The sequence below is a fragment of the Pseudomonas sp. JV449 genome (genome assembly GCF_032424295.1).
GTDB lineage: Bacteria > Pseudomonadota > Gammaproteobacteria > Pseudomonadales > Pseudomonadaceae > Aquipseudomonas > Aquipseudomonas marginalis.
Genome location: NZ_VYKD01000035.1, coordinates 17,394 through 36,216, shown reverse-complemented (window position 1 = coordinate 36,216; position 18,823 = coordinate 17,394). Strand labels below are relative to the sequence as shown.

The following is an 18,823-nucleotide window of genomic DNA, read 5'->3' as shown; positions in this document are numbered from 1 at the left end:
AGTGCACATAAGGTAAGAAGCCTCGTTGCCGCTGGAACAACCTTTGTGGAACAATGCGGCGACATGCGTTTGCGAGGTTGTTGCCGTGATCGACCCCGATGGTTTCCGTCCTAATGTCGGGATTATTCTTACGAATGATGCCGGACAGGTGCTATGGGCTCGCCGAATCAACCAAGATGCCTGGCAGTTTCCTCAAGGCGGAATCAACCCCGACGAAACCCCTGAAGACGCCTTGTACCGTGAGTTGAACGAAGAAGTCGGCCTTGAGCGTGAAGATGTGCAGATTCTGGCCTGTACCCGGGGCTGGTTGCGCTATCGTTTGCCGCAACGCCTGGTGCGTACCCACAGCCAACCGCTGTGCATCGGCCAGAAGCAGAAATGGTTTCTCCTGCGCCTGATCTCCAACGAGCAGCGGGTGCGGATGGATTTGACCGGTAAGCCGGAGTTCGATGGCTGGCGTTGGGTCAGTTATTGGTACCCGCTGGGCCAGGTGGTGACATTCAAGCGCGAGGTTTATCGTCGCGCTCTCAAAGAGCTTGCCCCGCGCCTTTTAGCGCGCGACTGACGACGGAGTTCGACCCCGAGCCATGCTCAATACGCTGCGCAAGATCGTCCAGGAAGTTAACTCCGCCAAGGATCTCAAGGCGGCGTTGGGGATTATTGTGTTGCGCGTCAAGGAAGCCATGGGCAGCCAGGTCTGCTCGGTTTACCTGCTGGACCCAGAGACCAACCGTTTTGTGCTGATGGCCACCGAGGGCTTGAACAAGCGCTCCATCGGCAAGGTCAGCATGGCGCCCAATGAAGGTCTGGTGGGCTTGGTGGGGACGCGTGAAGAACCCCTGAACCTTGAAAACGCGGCCGATCACCCGCGTTATCGCTACTTTGCCGAAACCGGCGAAGAGCGCTACGCCTCGTTCCTCGGCGCACCGATCATTCACCACCGCCGCGTCGTCGGCGTATTGGTCATCCAGCAAAAAGAACGTCGCCAGTTCGACGAGGGCGAAGAAGCCTTCCTCGTGACCATGAGCGCGCAGCTCGCCGGGGTTATCGCCCACGCCGAAGCCACCGGCTCGATTCGCGGCCTGGGCGGCCAGGGCAAGGGTATCCAGGAAGCCAAGTTCGTCGGTGTACCGGGTTCGCCGGGTGCGGCGGTCGGTACTGCCGTGGTCATGTTGCCGCCGGCCGACCTCGATGTGGTGCCGGACAAGCACGTCGACGACATCGACGCTGAAATCAAACTGTTCAAGACGGCCCTGGAAGGCGTGCGCGCCGACATGCGCAACCTGTCGACCAAGCTGGCCACCCAGTTGCGCCCCGAAGAGCGCGCGCTGTTTGACGTGTACCAGATGATGCTCGACGACGCGTCCCTCGGGAACGAAGTCAAGACCGTGATCAAGACCGGCCAGTGGGCCCAGGGCGCGCTGCGTCAGGTGGTCACCGATCACGTCAACCGTTTCGAATTGATGGACGACGCCTACCTGCGCGAGCGGGCCTCGGATGTGCGCGACCTCGGCCGCCGCCTGCTGGCCTACCTGCAGGAAGACCGCAGCACCAACCTGGTCTACCCCGACAACACCATCCTGATCAGTGAAGAACTGACCGCCACCATGCTCGGCGAAGTGCCCGAAGGCAAGTTGGTGGGCCTGGTCTCGGTCCTGGGTTCGGGTAACTCCCACGTCGCGATCCTGGCCCGGGCCATGGGCATTCCGACGGTGATGGGCCTGGTGGACCTGCCGTACTCCAAGGTCGACGGTATCGACATGATCGTCGATGGGCATCGCGGCGAGGTGTTTACCAACCCCAGCGAAGTCCTGCGCAAGCAATACGCCGAGGTGGTGGAAGAAGAGAAGCAACTGGCGCTCGGGCTCGATTCCTTGCGCGAACTGCCGTGCGTGACCCTCGACGGTCACCGTGTACCGCTGCTGGTCAACACCGGCCTGCTGGCCGATGTGGCGCGCGCGCAACAGCGCGGCGCCGAAGGCGTGGGGCTGTACCGCACCGAAGTGCCGTTCATGATCAATCAGCGGTTCCCGAGTGAGAAGGAGCAACTGGCGATTTATCGCGAGCAACTGTCCGCCTTCCACCCGTTGCCGGTGACCATGCGCAGCCTGGACATCGGTGGCGACAAGTCACTGTCGTATTTCCCGATCAAGGAAGACAACCCCTTCCTCGGCTGGCGCGGTATTCGCGTTACCCTCGACCACCCTGAAATCTTCCTGGTGCAGACCCGAGCCATGCTCAAGGCCAGCGAAGGCCTGAACAACCTGCGCATCCTGCTGCCGATGATCTCCGGCACCCATGAGCTGGAAGAAGCCTTGCACCTGATCCACCGTGCCTGGGGCGAAGTGCGCGACGAAGGCGCCGACGTACCGATGCCGCCGATTGGCGTGATGATCGAAATCCCGGCGGCGGTGTACCAGGCCAAGGAACTGGCGCGGCAGGTGGACTTCCTGTCCGTGGGCTCCAACGACCTGACCCAGTACCTGCTGGCCGTGGACCGTAACAACCCACGGGTGGCCGACCTCTACGACTACCTGCACCCGGCGGTGCTGCAAGCCCTGCAACACGTGGTGCGCGACGCCCATGCCGAAGGCAAGCCGGTGAGCATCTGCGGTGAAATGGCCGGTGACCCGGCGGCAGCGGTGCTGTTGATGGCGATGGGCTTTGATAGCCTGTCGATGAACGCCACCAACCTGCCGAAGGTGAAGTGGATGCTGCGCCAGGTTGAACTGAGCATGGCCAAGGATCTGCTGGCGGAGTTGATGACCATCGACAACCCGCAGGTTATCCACAGCTCGCTGCAATTGGCGCTGAAAAACCTGGGGCTGACGCGGATGATCAACCCGGCGTCTGCCAAGACCCTTTAATGGCGATACGCAGCCCCCGCCCGTAGCAGCTGTCGAGCGCAAGCGAGGCTGCGTCGGGCGCGCTGCTGGGTAAGACGGCATCAGCGTCAGAACTTGAGTTCTACCTCTCCGAGCCGCCCACCATGCGGTCCAAAGCTTCGCTCCACCATCCGCCGCGTGCCATCGGCATTCACAATCAACGCCGTGCTCGCCCGTGTCCCATAACTCGGGCTGGCGATAAACACACTCGACAGCAAACTCTCCGTCGCCAACCCCACGCCGGTATCCGGCAGCTCGGCAAACGGTGCAATCTGCGGATCGCTCAGAATCTCCAGTAGCGCTTCGGGCTGGGGATCGTTCAGCAACTCACTCAGCGCGGCTTTGGCCTTAAGCAGTTTCGGCCAAGGTGTATCCAGCCCTGCATTGGATAACCCATACACGCCCGCTTTCAACTGCGTCGGCTCGGTGTGATTGGCGTTGTAATGCCACAACTCTTCCCGCGTCCCCACCAGCAGGTTAAACCCGGCATATTCAATCGAACGGCCGTTAACCTCGGCCAAATACTGGTCAATCGGCAGCGAACCACTGAGAAACCGTGCCACCAGTTCCCCGCGGGACTTGCGTGCCGGCGGCTGGTGCGGATCACGGATATTGGTCAGGGCAGCAAAACGCCCATCGGCATTCACGCCCAGCCAGGTGCCGCCCGCTTCCTGATCGCGGCCGGCGTAGACTTCGGGCGCATCCGGCCACTGGGCCAGCGGCAGGCTGGGGCGGGCGTAGAACTCGTCACGGTTGGCCGCGACGATCAGCGGCTGGGCATGGCCCGGCCGCCAGGCAAAAACAATCAGGCACATCAGGCGATTCCCGTTTGTGTTTTTTGCCACTCTACCCACACCGGCAGCAGTGTTCCATCGTATCCAGTTGGGTCGCATGCCTTCCATCCGTTAACATGCCGGACCTGGTTTGGGGGCTCCCATGGAATTTCTGCTGTATTTGCTGCTGGGCGCGTGCGCGGGCGTGCTCGCCGGGCTGTTTGGCGTGGGCGGCGGGATCATTATCGTGCCGGTGCTGGTGTTCAGCTTCACCTTGCAGGGCTTCGACCCGCAGGTGCTGACCCACCTGGCCGTGGGCACCTCCCTGGCGACGATCATCTTTACCTCGGTCAATGCCGTGCGTGAGCACCACCGACGTGGCGCGGTGCGTTGGCCGATCTTTGTCTGGATGACCGTGGGCATCCTGCTCGGCGCCGGTTTTGGTGCGCTGACCGCCGAGGCGATTTCCGGCCCCCACTTGCAGAAGATCATCGGCGTATTCGCCCTGATCATCGCCGTGCAACTGGCCCTGGAGGTCAAGCCCAAGGCCAGCCGCACGGTGCCGGGCAAGCTCGGCCTGACTGTGGCCGGTACCCTGATTGGCTGGGCTTCGGCGATTTTCGGCATCGGCGGCGGCTCGCTGACCGTGCCGTTTTTGACCTGGCGCAGCGTGCCGATGCAACAAGCGGTGGCCACCTCGTCCGCCTGTGGCCTGCCGATTGCCTTGGCCAGTGCGTTAAGTTTCATGATTCTGGGCTGGCATGACCCGCTGTTGCCCGCTCATAGTCTAGGGTTCGTGTATTTGCCGGCGCTGCTGGGCATTGCCCTGACCAGCATGGTGTTTGCCCGTTTCGGCGCACGCCTGGCGCACCGGTTGTCGCCGCGCTTGCTCAAGCGGTTGTTCGCCGGCTTGCTGTTTTGTGTCGGTTTGAATTTTTTGCTGTAACGCAGGCTTAATCGCGCCCGGGCATGGTCCGGTTGCCATAACGAATGATTTAACGAGGAGTCGCAATGCTGCCTTACCCGCAGATCGACCCGGTGGCCCTGGCCATCGGTCCGCTGAAAATCCACTGGTACGGGTTGATGTACCTGATCGGCATCGGCGGTGCATGGCTGCTGGCCTCCCGGCGCCTGAACCGTTTCGACCCGACCTGGACCAAGGAGAAGCTCTCCGACATGGTGTTCTGGTTGTCGATGGGGGTGATCGTCGGCGGGCGCCTGGGGTATGTGCTGTTTTACGATCTCTCGGCCTACATCGCCAACCCGACGCTGATCTTCGAAGTGTGGAAAGGCGGCATGGCATTCCACGGTGGCTTTATCGGCGTAATGATCGCGGCCTGGTGGTTTGGCCGGCGCAACGGCAAGTCGTTCTTCCAACTGATGGACTTCGTCGCGCCGCTGGTACCGATCGGCCTGGGCGCCGGGCGCATCGGCAACTTCATCAACGCCGAGTTGTGGGGCAAGCCGACTGACGTGCCGTGGGCCATGGTGTTCCCGCCGTTCAGCGACCCGGCGCAACTGCCGCGCCATCCGTCGCAGCTGTACCAGTTCGCGTTGGAAGGCGTGGCCCTGTTCCTTATCCTGTACCTCTTTTCGCGCAAACCACGCCCGACCATGGCCGTTTCCGGCATGTTCGCGCTGTTCTACGGGATCTTCCGTTTCATCGTCGAGTTCGTGCGCGTGCCGGATGCCCAGCTGGGTTACCTGGCATGGGGCTGGCTGACCATGGGACAAGTGCTCAGCATTCCGATGATCCTGGTCGGCCTGGGCCTGCTGTGGTGGGCGTACAATCGCCCGCAACCGCTGAAGCACACCGCGCTTTAAATTCGAATGCCGAGGCCCGCGAGGTCTCGGCTTCAACGATACGGGTAATGACATGAAGCAATATCTCGAACTACTGAACGACGTCGTGACCAATGGCCTGACCAAAGGCGACCGTACCGGCACCGGCACCAAGGCCGTGTTCGCCCGTCAGTATCGGCATAACTTGGCCGACGGCTTCCCGCTGCTGACCACCAAGAAGCTTCACTTCAAAAGCATCGCCAACGAACTGATCTGGATGTTGAGCGGCAACACCAACATCAAGTGGCTGAACGAAAACGGTGTGAAAATCTGGGACGAGTGGGCCACCGAAGACGGTGACCTGGGCCCGGTGTATGGCGAGCAGTGGACCGCCTGGCCGACCAAGGATGGCGGCACGATCAACCAGATCGACTACATGGTGCACACGCTCAAGACCAACCCCAACAGCCGTCGCATCCTGTTCCACGGCTGGAACGTCGAATACCTGCCGGACGAAACCAAAAGCCCCCAGGAAAACGCGCGCAATGGCAAGCAAGCCCTGCCACCGTGCCACCTGCTGTACCAGGCGTTCGTGCATGACGGCCATCTGTCGATGCAGTTGTACATCCGCAGTTCCGACGTATTCCTCGGCCTGCCGTACAACACCGCCGCCCTGGCGCTGCTGACCCATATGCTGGCCCAGCAATGCGACCTGATTCCCCACGAGATCATCGTCACCACCGGCGACACCCACGCCTACAGCAACCACATGGAGCAGATCCGCACCCAGCTGGCGCGCACGCCGAAGAAGCTGCCGGAACTGGTGATCAAGCGTAAGCCGGCGTCGATCTACGATTACAAGTTCGAAGACTTTGAAATCGTGGGCTATGACGCTGATCCAAGCATCAAGGCCGACGTGGCTATCTAAAGGCTGCCTCAGTCTAAGGGTGTGGGCTTGTGTGGGAGGGGGCTTGCTCCCGATGGCGGAGTTTCAGCCACCAAATATTTAGCTGATCCACTGCCATCGGGGGCAAGTCGAATCGTCGCACCGCCCCTCCCACATTTGGTCCGGTTAATGCCCGTGGCTTCTGCCTACGTGTGAGGGCTCGGCCTCGCTGGCGGCTACACCGCCGTTGACCTCCAGTCGCTGCAAAATCCCGCAGTGGTCCCCACCGCCACAGCGTTGGCGCAGGTCCAGCAACTGCTCCTGCAACGCCAGCAGCCCGTCAATCCGCGCTTTTACATGGTGGATATGCTCGTCGATCAACGCATTCACGTTTTCACACTGGTCCTGGGGGCTGTCCCGTAGCCCGAGCAGGCTGCGGATCTCTTCCAGGGTCATGTCGAGGCTGCGGCAGTTGCGGATAAAGATCAGTCGCTCGGTGTGCGCCTGGGTGTACACGCGGTAGTTGGCCTCGGTGCGTGCCGGGGGTGGCAGCAGGCCTTCCTTCTCGTAATAACGGATGGTTTCCACCGGACAATCGGTCAGTTTGGCCAGTTCGCCGATCTTCATTGCAGCAATCTCCAAATGGGTGCTTGACCCTATAGTGGCTACAGGGTCTTTACTTGGCAACAGGCACCTTACGGACGCGACCTGATGAGCGACTCCATTCACACCCCGCACAAACACGACCATGACCATGATCATGGGCCGAAGAAACTCACCCCCGTGCACGATCACGGCCATGGCGGTTCCTGCTGTTCCGGCACGCCTGCGCCTGCGCTGGTGCAGTTGAGCGAGGCGCCCACCGCCGGCTCGCGCCTGAGTACCTTCCGCATCGAAGCCATGGACTGCCCCACCGAGCAGACGCTGATCCAGAACAAACTGGGCAAGCTGGCCGGTGTGCAGCAGCTGGAATTCAACCTGATCAACCGCATCCTCGGCGTCACCCATGACCTGCCGAGTACCGCGCCGATCATCGATGCGATCAAATCCCTGGGTATGCAGGCCGATCCGATCGTGGAGGGCACCCCGGCCGCCGAGCCGCCCGCCAAGAAGCATTGGTGGCCGCTGGCGTTGTCCGGTGTGGGCGCGTTGGGCGCCGAAGTACTGCACTTCACCAACGCCGCGCCCACTTGGGTGATTGCGCTGGTAGCGCTGGTGTCGATCCTCAGCGGCGGCCTCACCACCTACAAGAAGGGCTGGATTGCCCTGAAAAACCTCAACCTGAACATCAACGCGTTGATGAGTATCGCGGTCACTGGCGCGATCCTGATCGGCCAGTGGCCGGAAGCGGCCATGGTGATGTTCCTGTTTACCGTGGCCGAGCTGATCGAAGCCAAGTCCCTGGACCGTGCGCGCAATGCCATCAGTGGCTTGATGCAGATGACACCGGAACAGGCCACGGTTCGGCAGGCTGATGGAAGCTGGGTTGAAATGGAGGTCAAAAGCATTGAGCTGGACGCAATCGTGCGGGTAAAACCCGGCGAGCGTATCGGCCTTGACGGTGAAGTCACTGCTGGCCAGTCCACCATCGACCAGGCGCCGATCACCGGTGAAAGCCTGCCGATTGAAAAGACCGTCGGCGATAAGGTCTTCGCCGGCACCATCAACCAGGCCGGTTCCCTGGAGTACAAGGTCACGTCGGCTGCCAACAACTCCACCCTGGCCCGCATCATCCATGCGGTGGAGCAGGCCCAGGGCGCGCGGGCACCGACCCAGCGGTTCGTCGACAGCTTCTCGAAAATCTACACCCCGGCCGTATTCCTGTTCGCCCTGGGTGTGGCGCTGATCCCGCCGCTGTTCATGGCCGGCGCCTGGTTCGACTGGATCTACCGCGCCCTGGTGCTGCTGGTAGTGGCGTGCCCGTGCGCGCTGGTGATCTCCACCCCGGTGACCATTGTCAGCGGCCTGGCGGCTGCGGCGCGCAAAGGCATCCTGATCAAGGGCGGTGTGTACCTGGAGGGCGGTTACAAGCTTGACTACCTGGCCCTCGACAAGACCGGCACCATCACCCACGGCAAGCCGGTGCAAACCGATTACCTGGCACTGTTCCCCACTGTCGAAGACAGCGCCCCGGCCCTGGCCGCCAGTTTGGCCGGGCGCTCCGATCACCCGGTGTCGCTGGCGATTGCCAATGCGGCGGTGGATAAAAACCTGCCGGTGCACGTTGTGGATAACTTCGAAGCCCTGGCCGGTCGCGGCGTGCGCGGCGATATTAATGGCCAGACCTATCACTTGGGCAACCACCGCCTGGTGGAAGACCTCGGCCTGTGTTCGCCGGAGTTGGAAGAAAAGCTGTTCGCCCTGGAAAAACAGGGCAAGTCCGTGGTGCTGTTGCTCGACAAGTCCGGCCCGCTGGCGCTGTTCGCCGTGGCCGACACAGTCAAGGACAGCAGCCGCGAAGCCATCCAGCAACTGCATGAGCTGGGCATCAAGACTCTGATGCTCACCGGCGACAACACCCACACCGCCCAGGCGATTGCGGCCCAGGTCGGCATCGATCAGGCCCAGGGCGACCTGTTGCCCACCGACAAGCTGCACGCCATCGAAACCCTCTACGGCCAAGGCCACCGGGTGGGCATGGTCGGCGACGGCATCAACGACGCCCCGGCCCTGGCGCGCGCCGAGATTGGCTTTGCCATGGCCGCAGCAGGTACCGACACCGCTATCGAGACGGCCGATGTGGCCTTGATGGACGATGATTTGCGCAAGATTCCGGCATTCATTCGTTTGTCGCGGCAAACGTCGAGTATCCTCAAGCAGAACATCACCCTGGCCCTGGTGATCAAGGCGATCTTCCTGGTGGTCACGTTCCTGGGCATGGCGACCATGTGGATGGCAGTGTTCGCCGACATGGGCGTGGCCCTGCTGGTGGTGTTCAATGGCCTGCGCCTGTTGCGCAAATAGAGGATGAGAGGGTGGTGTGCTGAGTGCCGAGTTGAAGGCGTTTTTTATGGTCGCCCGCCTGGGCAGCATCACCCAGGCGGCGAAAAAACTCGGCCTGAGCCAGCCCACGGTCACCACCCAGATTCGCAACCTGGAAAGCCAGTACGGCGTCGAGCTGTTCTACCGTGGCGGGCGCCGCCTCACCGTCAGCGACGAGGGCGCGCGCCTGCTGCCGATGGTCAAGACGCTGCTGCAGCAGGAAGCGGACATCGAGTTTTTCCTGCGCAACAGCGGCCAGGTCCAGGGCGCACTGAGGATTGCCGCGACGGCGCCGTACTACATCCTCGACCTGGTCAAAGCCTTTCGCGAACGCCTGCCGCAGGTGGAGGTATCGGTGGAAATCGGCAACTCCCAGCAGGTACTCGAAGCGCTGGACGATTACCGCGTCGATGTCGCTGCATCCTCGCAGTTGCTCGAAGACCCGCGCCTGATCCGCCGTGTATTGGGCACCGACCCGTTGGTGCTGGCGGTACACCGCAACCATCCACTGGCCAAGCTCGACCATGTACCCCTCAGTGCGTTGGCGGGGCATACGCTGTTGATGCGTGAAGCCGGCTCCACCACGCGGCGGCTTACGGAAGAGATGCTGCAAGGTGCGGGCGTCAGTTACGGGCCGCTGCTGGAAATCGGCAGCCGTGAATCGATCCGCGAAGCGGTGCTGCGCAATATCGGCATCAGCATCATCGCCCGCCAGGAAGTGCCCCATGACCCGCAGCTGAAGGTGCTGACCCTCGAGCATGCGCCGCAGATTCCCGAGTACCTGTACTGCCTCAAGGAAAGAAAAGGCGCTCGTCTGCCGGCGGCGTTTCTGGGGTTGGCGCAGGAAATGTCGCCGATCTAAAGCCTTGTAGTGGCTTTGGGGACCAATCGGGGGCAAGCCCCCTCCCACAGGTGCCCGCATTTCCATGTTGGAACTCGGTCAAGTGTGGGAGGGGGCTCCCGACTGCGGTAGACCAGGCAGCCCACCGCCAAGCGTCCTACACAAATCTGCGAATACCACTATCGCCGCCTTTTGCCTTCCTGCCATAAGAGCGACGCATTGCCTGCCTAGCATGGCCTTCATCAGTTTGATGAGGTGCCACCATGAACACAGTCCTGACCCAACCCGGCGCGCCGATGAACGTGCGCGGTATCCAGAAACGCTTCGGCGCCTTTACGGCGTTGGACAATGTGTCACTGGACGTGGCTGCCGGCGAGCTGGTGTGCCTGCTCGGCCCTTCCGGCTGCGGCAAGACCACGTTGCTGCGCTGCATCGCCGGCCTGGAACGCCAGGACAGCGGCGAACTTTACCTGGGTGACCGCGATGTTTCCCTGCTGCCGCCCCAGGCGCGGGACTACGGCATTCTGTTCCAGTCCTACGCGCTGTTTCCCAATCTCACCGTCGAAGCGAACATCGGCTACGGCCTCACCGGCAGCGGTCGCGATGAAGTGCGCCAGCGTGTCGGACAGATGCTTGAACTGGTGGGGCTGCTTGGCAGTGAAAAGAAATACCCCGGCCAACTCTCCGGCGGCCAACAGCAGCGGGTCGCCCTGGCCCGTGCCCTGGCACCGGCGCCGTCATTGCTGTTGCTGGATGAGCCGATGTCGGCCCTCGACGCCCGCGTGCGCGAGCATCTGTGCACCGAGCTGCGCCAACTGCAACGGCGCCTGGGTATCACCACCCTGATGGTCACCCACAACCAGGACGAAGCCATGTTGATGGCCGACCGCATTGCCGTGATGAACAACGGCAAGGTCGAGCAATACGCCACGCCCCAGGAAATCTACGACCGCCCGGCCACGCCGTTTGTGGCGGAGTTTGTCGGCCAGGGCAACTGGCTGCCGTTCAGTCGCAACAGTGCCAGCCATGCCCAGGTCGGTGGGATGAACATGCGCCTGGCCGAGGACGCCGGCGTGGCCAGGTCCGGCCGGCTGTTCTGCCGCCCGGAAGCGATCAGCGTCAACCCGTCGGTGCATGAGGAGAACCTGTTCCCGGCCAAGGTCCGCGAGATCACTTTCCTCGGCAACCGCTGCCGCATGAGCTTTGAGTTGGAGCAACTGCCCGGCCATCCGCTGCTTGCCGAACTGGCCCCGGAAGCCATGCCGCGCCTGGGCGCCCAGGACATCTGGGTAGCCTTGCCGCCGCGCAGCCTGCAGGTGTTTGCCTGAGATGGCCGCTGTCTTGACTCTGGCGCGTCAAGCGTCACGCGCCGAAACCGGCGACCGTATTTTCGTGGTCGGCGGCAAACTGCTCTGGCTGGTGCTGCTGGGCATCGCCGTATTGCTGCCACTGCTGGCGATCTTCTGGCGCGGTTTCAGCAGCGAGGCCGGGCAGGGCGGTGGCCTGGTGGCCGCACGGGCGTTGGTCACCAGCGCCAACTTCCACTGGCTGCTGGGCAATAGCCTGAAAGTCTCCCTCAGCGTGGCGGCCATTGTCGTGCCGCTGGCCTACCTGTTTGCCTACGCCCTGCAACGCACGTTGATTCCCGGCAAGGCCATCTGGCGAGGCCTGTCGCTGCTTCCGCTGATGGCACCGTCGATGCTGCCGGGGATTGCACTGGTCTACCTGTTCGGTAACCAGGGCCTGTTGCGCGGGCTGCTCTCGGACAACATCTACGGCTTCTGGGGCATTGTCCTCGGTGAAGTGATCTACACCTTCCCACATGCCCTGATGATTTTGCTGTCGGCGCTGTCCCTGGCTGATGCGCGCTTGTTCGACGCGGCCTCGAGCATGGGCGCCAGCCCTGCGCGGGCGTTCCGCAGCATCACCTGGCCGGCCACGCGCCAGGCGGTGTTTGCTGCGTTCTGCCTGGTGTTCACCTTGACCATTACGGATTTCGGCGTGCCCGTGGTGGTGGGCGGGGATTACCAGGTGCTGGCGCTGGAAGCCTACAAGGCGGTGGTCGGCCAGCAACAGTTCGGTCGCGGTGCGTTGATCGGCATGGTGTTGCTGCTGCCGGCGCTGTTCAGCTTTGGCGTCGACGCCTGGTTGCGCCGTCGCCACGGCGAGGCCATGAGTGGCCGCGCCCAGGTCTTCCAGCCGGCGCCGTCACGCCTGAGGGATAGCGCCTATCTGCTTATCGTGCTGCTCATCAGTGCCGTGTTGCTGCTGGTGTTCGGCATGGCGGTGTACTCCTCGCTGGTGAAGTTCTGGCCGTACAACCTGTCGCTGTCGCTCAGCCACTACCAGTTCGAAGACACGGCCGGCGGCGGTTGGCTGGCCTATCGCAACAGCTTGACCCTGGCGTTGTGCACGGCATTGATCGGCAGCGTATTGATCTTCACCGGCGCCTACCTGATGGAAAAGACCAAGGGCCAGAAGGGCCTGAACCTGGCGCTGCGCATGCTCAGCTTTGTGCCGATGGCCGTGCCTGGGTTGGTGTTGGGCCTGGGCTATGTGTTCTTTTTCAACCTGAGCGGCAACCCGCTGCATGTGTTCTACGGCACCATGACCCTGCTGGTGGTGTGCACCATTGCTCACTACCTGACCACCGCACAAATGACCGCCACCACCGCGTTGCGCCAGCTGGACGCCGAGTTCGAAGCGGCGGCGCTGTCGCTCAAGGCGCCGCTGTATCGCCATTACTTGAAAGTCACGGTACCGATTTGCCTGCCGGCACTGCTGGACATCGTGCGCTACCTGTTTGTGTCGGCGATGACCACCGTGTCCGCCGCGATCTTCCTCTACAGCCCCGACACCATCCTCGCCGCCGTCGCCGTGTTGAACATGGACGACGCCGGCAATGTGGGCGGCGCGGCGGCCATGTCGACCCTGATCCTGTTCACCTCAGGCAGCGTTTCGCTGCTGCTGGCGTGGGCTTCACGTGGCGCCTTGCGCCGCTCCCAAGCCTGGCGCCAGACCGCGCCCGGCCAATAACCATCCCTGAAGGAGGTGCTCCATGTTCAAACCCCTGGCGCTGGTCGCTGCCGTACTCACTGCATTCAGCCTGAATGCCTTCGCCAAGACCGAGTTGACCGTGTACACGGCCCTTGAAGCCGAGCAGTTGAAGACCTACAAAAAAGCCTTCGAGCAGGCCAACCCTGACGTCGAGATCAAATGGGTCCGTGACTCCACCGGCATCATCACCGCCAAGCTGCTGGCCGAAAAAGACCGCCCGCAGGCCGATGTGGTCTGGGGCCTGGCCGCATCGAGCCTGGCGATCCTCGATCAGCAGGGCATGCTGGACAATTACGCCCCCAAGGACCTGGACAAGATCGGCAAGCATTACCGTGACGCCGCCAACCCACCGGCCTGGGTCGGCATGGATGTGTGGGCGGCAACCATTTGCTTCAACACAGTCGAAGCCGAAAAGCAGGGCCTGACCAAGCCGGTGAGCTGGCAAGACCTGACCAAGCCCGAGTACAAGGGCAAGATCGTGATGCCCAACCCGGCCTCGTCCGGCACCGGCTTCCTGGATGTGAGCGCCTGGCTGCAAACCTTCGGCGAGAAGCAGGGCTGGCAGTACATGGACGACTTGCACCAGAACATCGGCCAGTACGTACATTCGGGCTCCAAGCCCTGCAAGCTGGCGGCTTCCGGTGAGTTCCCGATTGGTATTTCCTTTGAATACCCGGCCGTACAGTTGAAGCGCCAGGGCGCGCCGCTGGACATCATCCTGCCGAAGGAAGGCCTGGGCTGGGACATCGAAGCCACTGCCGTGATCAAGGGTACCGCCCATGCGGACGCCGCCAGAAAGCTCGCCGACTTCTCCGCCAGTACAGCGGCAATGGACCTGTACAAGGACAACTTCGCCGTGCTCGCCCAGCCGGGGATCGCCAAGCCGCAGACCGAATTGCCGGCCGACTACGAGCAGCGGTTGATCAAGAACGACTTCGGCTGGGCCTCGAAAAACCGCGACAGCATCCTGGCTGAGTGGCGCAAGCGCTATGACGGCAAGTCGGAGAAACAATAATTTTCACCTCTACCTGTAGGAGCGAGCTTGCTCGCGAAGAACGAATAGACGGCGCGGATAACCTGAAGCGCTGCCTTATCGTTGACGTTCTTCGCGAGCAAGCTCGCTCCTACAGAGGGTTGCATATTCCATGACAGATTTACTGATCATCGGCGCCGGCATCCTCGGCCTGTCCCACGCCTACGCCGCCGCCAGGCGCGGGCTCAAGGTCAAGGTGTTCGAGCGCAGCGCCACGCCCCTGGGTGCCTCGGTACGCAACTTCGGCCAGGCCCTGGTCACCGGGCAGCCGCCGGGGCCGATGCTTGACCTGGCACGGCAAAGCCGTGATATCTGGGGGCAATGGGCTCGGGTTGCCGGCCTGCAGCTCAAGCGCAACGGCTCGTACCTGTTCGCCCGAACCGAAGCCGAAGAGCATCTGCTGGAAGCCTTCTGCGCCGGCCGCGCGCGTGAACACGGCTATAACGTCGACCTGTTGCAAGGCGCGCCGTTGAAGGATCTGTACGGCGGCCAGTTCCGCCATCACCGCGCCGCGCTGCATGGCCGGGACGACCAGCAACTGTATTCGCGCGAGGCGATACCGGCGCTGATCCACTACCTGAGCCAGCAACTGGGTGTGGAATTTTACTTCTCCACCCTGGTGCGCGATGTCGAACCGGGCCAGGTGCACAGCACGGCGGGCAGCTTTCGTGGCGAGCAGGTTATCGTCTGTTCCGGCCACGATTATCAAACCCTGTTGGCCGAGGCCATCGCCGAACTCAATCCGCAGATCTGCCGCCTGCAAATGCTGCGCGCCCGGCCTGCACTCAACCTCAACCTGCAACACGCCTTGCTCACCGGCCTCAGTTGCGTGCACTACGGCGCTTTTGCCGACCTGCCTGAAGCCGCGCCGGTACAGGCGCAGATCCTGCGCGAGGCGCCGCACTTGCACGAGCACGGGATTCACCTGCTGATCAGCCCGACGCCCCATGGCGAACTGATCATCGGCGACTCCCACGACTACGGGAGCGATGCCTCGCCGTTCAATGCCGAGCAGGTGGATGACTGGATGATCGAGTTGGCCGAACAGACCTTGGGTTGCAAGATCCAGGTGATGGAACGCTGGCAGGGCGTCTACGGCGCCAGGGGCCCGGCGCCGTTTTCATTTGTGCAGGCCGCACCTGGCGTGAGCGCCGCCTTGATGCACACCGGTGTGGGCATGAGCGTGGGGCCGGCGATGGCCGAGCGCAATATCACAACCCTGTGGGGGCCGGCGTGATGAGCCCGGAACAGGCGATTGCCACAATCTTCGCTTTGTACGAGCAGCACGGCGCGGCGGATTACATCGGCGAGCCGGTGTCGCAGATCGAGCACATGTCCCAGGCCGCGCAGTTGGCCATGGCCGAAGGTTTCGATGATGAAGTGGTGCTGGCGGCGTTTTTCCACGATATCGGCCATCTGTGTGGCCAGGGTGGCGAGAACATGGGCGGTTATGGCGTGGTCAGCCATGAGCGGTTGGGCGCGGATTATTTGCGCCGTGCAGGCTTCAGTGAGCGCCTGGCCAGGCTGGTGGAGTACCACGTCCAGGCCAAGCGCTACCTGACGTTCAGCCGGCCGGACTACTACGCATGCTTGAGCGAGGCGAGCCGCCGCACCCTGGGTTACCAGGGCGGCGTGATGACGGCCGAGGAGGCTCGGGCGTTTGAGCAAGACCCGCTGTGTCAGGTCAGCCTGCGCCTGCGCCACTGGGACGAACAGGCCAAGGCAATGCACGTGCCGGTGCTCGACCTGGAAGTGCTCAAGGCCAAGGCCCGGCAGCTGCTGGCGGCTTAAGTCTCGTCGAGGCGCTGGGCCAGGGCTTCGACCTGCTCCTGGCGTTCGGCCTGGCTCAGTCTGGCCTGGGGGTTGAGGGACGACCATTGCGGGTGGGCGCGGGCCTTGTGCAACGCGTCCGGCAATTTGCCTTCGCGCCAGGTCTTGTCCTGGGGCGTATCGACCTTGATGCTGTGCATCGCCGCATGGCCGCGCAGGTTCAGGGCCTTGAGCAACTGGCGCTGGCGCAGGGCGAGCAGGCGCAGCACGCTGTCGTCCACGGTCAGCTCGCGTTGGCCCTTGATCTTGCCCAGCAGGCGGCTGCCGTAGCTGCGGGCGGTCTGCAACGCGCCACCGGCGATGGCGCCCGCCAGGGCGGCGGCGCCGAGGGTCAGTCCGCCGACCAGCAGGTCCACCCCGGCTCCGGCCGCTGCGCCTGCAGCGATGCCACCGCCGACGCGCACGCCGAGTTGCTTGAGGGTTTCCGGGTTGAACAGGTCATCACCCCAGCGGCCGTCGAGCAACGGCAAATCGCTGGCGGCGGCGTCCTGGGGGCGGAAGCCGAACAGCTTGAGCAAGGCCTCCACGCATTTTTGTTCGCGCTGACGCACCGCCTTGCGCAAATCGCTGATGGCTTGTTGCTCATCTTCAGTCACCACGCTGCGTCGGCACGCGGCGCAGTCGATCAGCAATTCGGCAATCAACCGCGCGGCGCTCTGTTGACGGGCCTGGCGTTGGGCTTCCTGGTCGAGGATCAGGCGCTGCAACTGCGGCCGGGCGTTTTCCAGCAGCAGGGCGAGGCTTTCATACAAGCGACGTTCGCCGTCTTCCGGCGGCGCGACGCTGTCGAAACGCACCAGCGCATGCAGGCCCAGGCGTGCCAGGGCTTCGCGCCAGTCCGGCTCGCGGTGGTCGCTGCTGCTGACGAAGTTGAGCACCGGCAGCAACGGTTTACCGCAACTGGCCAGCACTTGCAGCTCATCACGGTACTTGGCCAGCACCGGTTCGCGAGCGTCGATCACATACAGGCCGGCGTCCGAGGCCAGCAGTTGGCGCAGCACCTTGGCTTCCTGTTCGAAACGCTGGCGGGCTTCGCTGCCTTCCAGGAACCGGGCCAGGCGGGCCGGGCCGTCCAAGCGTTCGCCGGGGCGATCCAGGCGTTCCAGGTAGTCGAGCAGGGCGATGGCATCTTCCAGGCCGGGTGTGTCGTACAGCTCCAGCAAGGCTTCGCCGTCGACCGACAAGCGCGCGCCTTCGACATGCCGCGTGGTGCTGGGGCGATGGGAGACTTCACCGAACCCGACGTCACGGGTGAGGGTGCGCAGCAACGAGGTCTTGCCGACGTTGGTGTGGCCGACCACGGCGAGTTTCAGTGGCTTAGTCATGACCGGTCTCCAGCCAGTTCAACGGCGCGCAATCGGCGAACGGCAGCTCCAGTTGTTGCAGCGCGCTGTGCCAGTCGCCCAGGCGCTCGGCATCCAGCGCCTGGCCGGGCGGGGCTTGCAGCAGCCAGATACGGGTGGCGGCGGCGCTGCGTGCGAGTTCGGCGATCAGCGCCAGGCTGCCGCGGTCCGGCGAGCGGCGCGGGTCGCAGGCGATGGCCAAGCGCGCGGGCGGGAAGCGGCTGAGTTGCTCCAGGAGCTTGTTGCGCGATTCGCGGCTGTCGAGGATGCCGGCGTGCTTCACATTAGCCGGCAGCTTGGGTGGCCAGGGGTGCTGATCGTCCAGTTCGATGGCGACGAGCAAGGCGCCGTCGCTGTCCAGCTCACTGACGCCGCCGGTGACGGGGTGCAGTTGTTCCGGCGCGGCGTCGTTGACGCCAAGGCGCTCGCTGCTGGGCATCAGGCGTTCGCGCAGTGGGCTGTAGCCGGGCAGGTTGAGGTCCAGGCGCAAGGCGGCGCGCCCGCGTTTCCAGCGCCACAGGCACAGCAGTGCGAGGATCAATCTTGGCAGCAGGCCGTAGACCAGCAATACCCCGACCAACCAGGCGGCCCACGCCTGGCGGGCGCTTTCGATGTTCAGGGCGGAATCGCCGCTGGCGCGGATCATCTCGACGGTCGGTACGTTGAAGCCCAGCAGGGCGGGCAGGGTGCCGAGGGCCTGGGTCACGGCGACGAAGGTGTCGGCGCCGAGGATAGTGGTTTCCCACACAAAGCCGTAACGGCGGGTGGCGAGCAGCGTCAGCAGAATCACCAGCGCACTGAGCAGCGCCAGCAACCACAGGCTGTTGACCAGCACACCGACCGCCCAGCGATTGAGTTTCTGCCGTTGCAGCAACAGCAGCAACGCCGGGGCCAGTTGGGCGGCCTTGGCATCGCGCGCAAGTTTTTCACTGAGCCACAACCACAAGCGCCCGAGGCTGGCGCTGTGCTCGCCGGCAAACAACAGCCCCAACGCCCAGCTCAACAGCAGGATCAGGTTCAGGCCGAGCAGGCTGCCCAGGGCCCAGAACACATTCACCGGGGTCAAGCCGTTGCCCAGCGCAGCAAAGGCCAGCCCCGCGCCGCTGATGACGGCCACCACCGCCAGCAGCACCAGCGCCAGGCGTGAGCCTTGCAGCCAGCGCGTGAGGGCGGCGGTCAGGCCATCGCGCTCGGCCAGGTGCAGGGCGCGCTGCTGGATGCGCGTCGGCAGGTCGCCGCCCGCCGTGCGCGCGAGGCGATTGGCTTCCTGGTCTTCCAGGGGGCCGGCGTGTTCTTCACGCAGGCGCACGGTTTCCGTCAGCCAGAGTTTGTGCAGGGGGGTCAGTGCGGTCACGCGTCTTCCTGTCGTGCAAGTGAGCTTGGAGCATAACCGCTGGTTCGTGGCTCTGGT

16 protein-coding genes are annotated in these 18,823 nt (G+C 63.4%); 12 read left to right on the top strand and 4 right to left on the bottom strand.

From position 1 onward, the window contains the following. The first annotated feature begins 85 nt into the window (after positions 1-85). The gene (locus F6S08_RS30550; protein ID WP_003176750.1) at positions 86-565 is read left to right on the top strand and encodes an RNA pyrophosphohydrolase; all 480 of its coding nucleotides are present in this window, start codon (positions 86-88) and stop codon (positions 563-565) included. A gap of 22 nt (positions 566-587) precedes the next feature. After that, the gene (gene ptsP / locus F6S08_RS30545; RefSeq protein ID WP_027608425.1) at positions 588-2,867 is read left to right on the top strand and encodes a phosphoenolpyruvate--protein phosphotransferase; all 2,280 of its coding nucleotides are present in this window, start codon (positions 588-590) and stop codon (positions 2,865-2,867) included. 86 nt (positions 2,868-2,953) lie between these two features. On the opposite strand, the gene F6S08_RS30540 is transcribed toward ptsP, so the two are convergent. After that, positions 2,954-3,700 carry an NRDE family protein gene (locus F6S08_RS30540; protein ID WP_137212343.1) on the bottom strand — a complete coding sequence of 249 codons (747 nt, stop codon included), beginning with the start codon at positions 3,698-3,700 and terminating at the stop codon, positions 2,954-2,956. Positions 3,701-3,821: 121 nt separating this feature from the next. Here F6S08_RS30540 and F6S08_RS30535 point away from each other — a divergent pair, with 121 nt between their 5' ends. The 3 genes from F6S08_RS30535 to F6S08_RS30525 all read left to right on the top strand — a co-directional run bounded on the left by F6S08_RS30535 (position 3,822) and on the right by F6S08_RS30525 (position 6,368). Beyond that, complete coding sequence (locus F6S08_RS30535; RefSeq protein ID WP_137212344.1) at positions 3,822-4,604, top strand: sulfite exporter TauE/SafE family protein; 783 nt, start codon at positions 3,822-3,824, stop codon at positions 4,602-4,604. Positions 4,605-4,669: 65 nt separating this feature from the next. After that, complete coding sequence (gene lgt, locus F6S08_RS30530) at positions 4,670-5,482, top strand: prolipoprotein diacylglyceryl transferase (RefSeq protein ID WP_065924346.1); 813 nt, start codon at positions 4,670-4,672, stop codon at positions 5,480-5,482. A 52-nt stretch (positions 5,483-5,534) separates the two neighbouring features. Beyond that, a complete protein-coding gene (locus tag F6S08_RS30525; RefSeq protein WP_015886389.1) occupies positions 5,535-6,368 on the top strand; it encodes a thymidylate synthase in 834 nt (277 codons plus the stop codon). Between the two features lie 144 nt (positions 6,369-6,512). On the opposite strand, the gene cadR is transcribed toward F6S08_RS30525, so the two are convergent. Then, entirely contained in the window at positions 6,513-6,953 is a 441-nt protein-coding gene (cadR, locus tag F6S08_RS30520; RefSeq protein WP_027606134.1) for a Cd(II)/Pb(II)-responsive transcriptional regulator, read from the bottom strand. Positions 6,954-7,037: 84 nt separating this feature from the next. On the opposite strand from cadR, the gene F6S08_RS30515 reads away from it, so the two are divergent. From F6S08_RS30515 to F6S08_RS30485, 7 genes are all read left to right on the top strand, one after another. After that, the gene (locus F6S08_RS30515; RefSeq protein ID WP_315872722.1) at positions 7,038-9,290 is read left to right on the top strand and encodes a heavy metal translocating P-type ATPase; all 2,253 of its coding nucleotides are present in this window, start codon (positions 7,038-7,040) and stop codon (positions 9,288-9,290) included. Positions 9,291-9,306: 16 nt separating this feature from the next. Then, complete coding sequence (locus tag F6S08_RS30510) at positions 9,307-10,170, top strand: LysR family transcriptional regulator (protein ID WP_027606132.1); 864 nt, start codon at positions 9,307-9,309, stop codon at positions 10,168-10,170. A gap of 242 nt (positions 10,171-10,412) precedes the next feature. Then, a complete protein-coding gene (locus F6S08_RS30505; protein ID WP_315872721.1) occupies positions 10,413-11,477 on the top strand; it encodes a putative 2-aminoethylphosphonate ABC transporter ATP-binding protein in 1,065 nt (354 codons plus the stop codon). Between the two features lies 1 nt (position 11,478). Next, on the top strand, positions 11,479-13,185 hold the full coding sequence (locus F6S08_RS30500; RefSeq protein WP_315872720.1) for a putative 2-aminoethylphosphonate ABC transporter permease subunit: 1,707 nt from the start codon (positions 11,479-11,481) through the stop codon (positions 13,183-13,185). Positions 13,186-13,207: 22 nt separating this feature from the next. After that, the gene (locus tag F6S08_RS30495) at positions 13,208-14,221 is read left to right on the top strand and encodes a putative 2-aminoethylphosphonate ABC transporter substrate-binding protein (protein ID WP_065924341.1); all 1,014 of its coding nucleotides are present in this window, start codon (positions 13,208-13,210) and stop codon (positions 14,219-14,221) included. A gap of 130 nt (positions 14,222-14,351) precedes the next feature. Next, positions 14,352-15,476 (top strand): TIGR03364 family FAD-dependent oxidoreductase, encoded by a 1,125-nt coding sequence (locus F6S08_RS30490; protein ID WP_315872719.1) that lies wholly within the window; start codon positions 14,352-14,354, stop codon positions 15,474-15,476. Next, entirely contained in the window at positions 15,476-16,030 is a 555-nt protein-coding gene (locus tag F6S08_RS30485; protein ID WP_065924339.1) for a phosphonate degradation HD-domain oxygenase, read from the top strand. The genes F6S08_RS30490 and F6S08_RS30485 overlap by 1 nt, the downstream gene beginning before the upstream one ends. On the opposite strand, the gene F6S08_RS30480 is transcribed toward F6S08_RS30485, so the two are convergent. Continuing rightward, positions 16,027-17,394, bottom strand: a complete 1,368-nt coding sequence (locus F6S08_RS30480) for a DUF3482 domain-containing protein (protein WP_315872718.1) — start codon at positions 17,392-17,394, stop codon at positions 16,027-16,029. The two genes, F6S08_RS30485 and F6S08_RS30480, sit on opposite strands and share 4 nt — an antisense overlap. Then, positions 17,387-18,766: a DUF2868 domain-containing protein gene (locus tag F6S08_RS30475; RefSeq protein WP_315872717.1), complete on the bottom strand. Its 1,380-nt coding sequence runs from the start codon at positions 18,764-18,766 to the stop codon at positions 17,387-17,389. Before F6S08_RS30475 ends, F6S08_RS30480 begins: the two co-directional genes overlap by 8 nt. Between the last annotated feature and the right edge of the window lie 57 nt (positions 18,767-18,823).

Bases quoted from the DNA above. Each gene is read 5' to 3' on its own strand.
- ptsP (WP_027608425.1), top strand. From the start codon at position 588: ATGCTCAATACGCTGCGCAAGATCGTCCAGGAAGTTAACTCCGCCAAG.
- F6S08_RS30540 (WP_137212343.1), bottom strand. From the start codon at position 3,700: ATGTGCCTGATTGTTTTTGCCTGGCGGCCGGGCCATGCCCAGCCGCTG.
- F6S08_RS30535 (WP_137212344.1), top strand. From the start codon at position 3,822: ATGGAATTTCTGCTGTATTTGCTGCTGGGCGCGTGCGCGGGCGTGCTC.
- lgt (WP_065924346.1), top strand. From the start codon at position 4,670: ATGCTGCCTTACCCGCAGATCGACCCGGTGGCCCTGGCCATCGGTCCG.
- F6S08_RS30525 (WP_015886389.1), top strand. From the start codon at position 5,535: ATGAAGCAATATCTCGAACTACTGAACGACGTCGTGACCAATGGCCTG.
- cadR (WP_027606134.1), bottom strand. From the start codon at position 6,953: ATGAAGATCGGCGAACTGGCCAAACTGACCGATTGTCCGGTGGAAACC.
- F6S08_RS30515 (WP_315872722.1), top strand. From the start codon at position 7,038: ATGAGCGACTCCATTCACACCCCGCACAAACACGACCATGACCATGAT.
- F6S08_RS30505 (WP_315872721.1), top strand. From the start codon at position 10,413: ATGAACACAGTCCTGACCCAACCCGGCGCGCCGATGAACGTGCGCGGT.
- F6S08_RS30500 (WP_315872720.1), top strand. From the start codon at position 11,479: ATGGCCGCTGTCTTGACTCTGGCGCGTCAAGCGTCACGCGCCGAAACC.
- F6S08_RS30495 (WP_065924341.1), top strand. From the start codon at position 13,208: ATGTTCAAACCCCTGGCGCTGGTCGCTGCCGTACTCACTGCATTCAGC.
- F6S08_RS30490 (WP_315872719.1), top strand. From the start codon at position 14,352: ATGACAGATTTACTGATCATCGGCGCCGGCATCCTCGGCCTGTCCCAC.
- F6S08_RS30485 (WP_065924339.1), top strand. From the start codon at position 15,476: ATGAGCCCGGAACAGGCGATTGCCACAATCTTCGCTTTGTACGAGCAG.
- F6S08_RS30480 (WP_315872718.1), bottom strand. From the start codon at position 17,394: ATGACTAAGCCACTGAAACTCGCCGTGGTCGGCCACACCAACGTCGGC.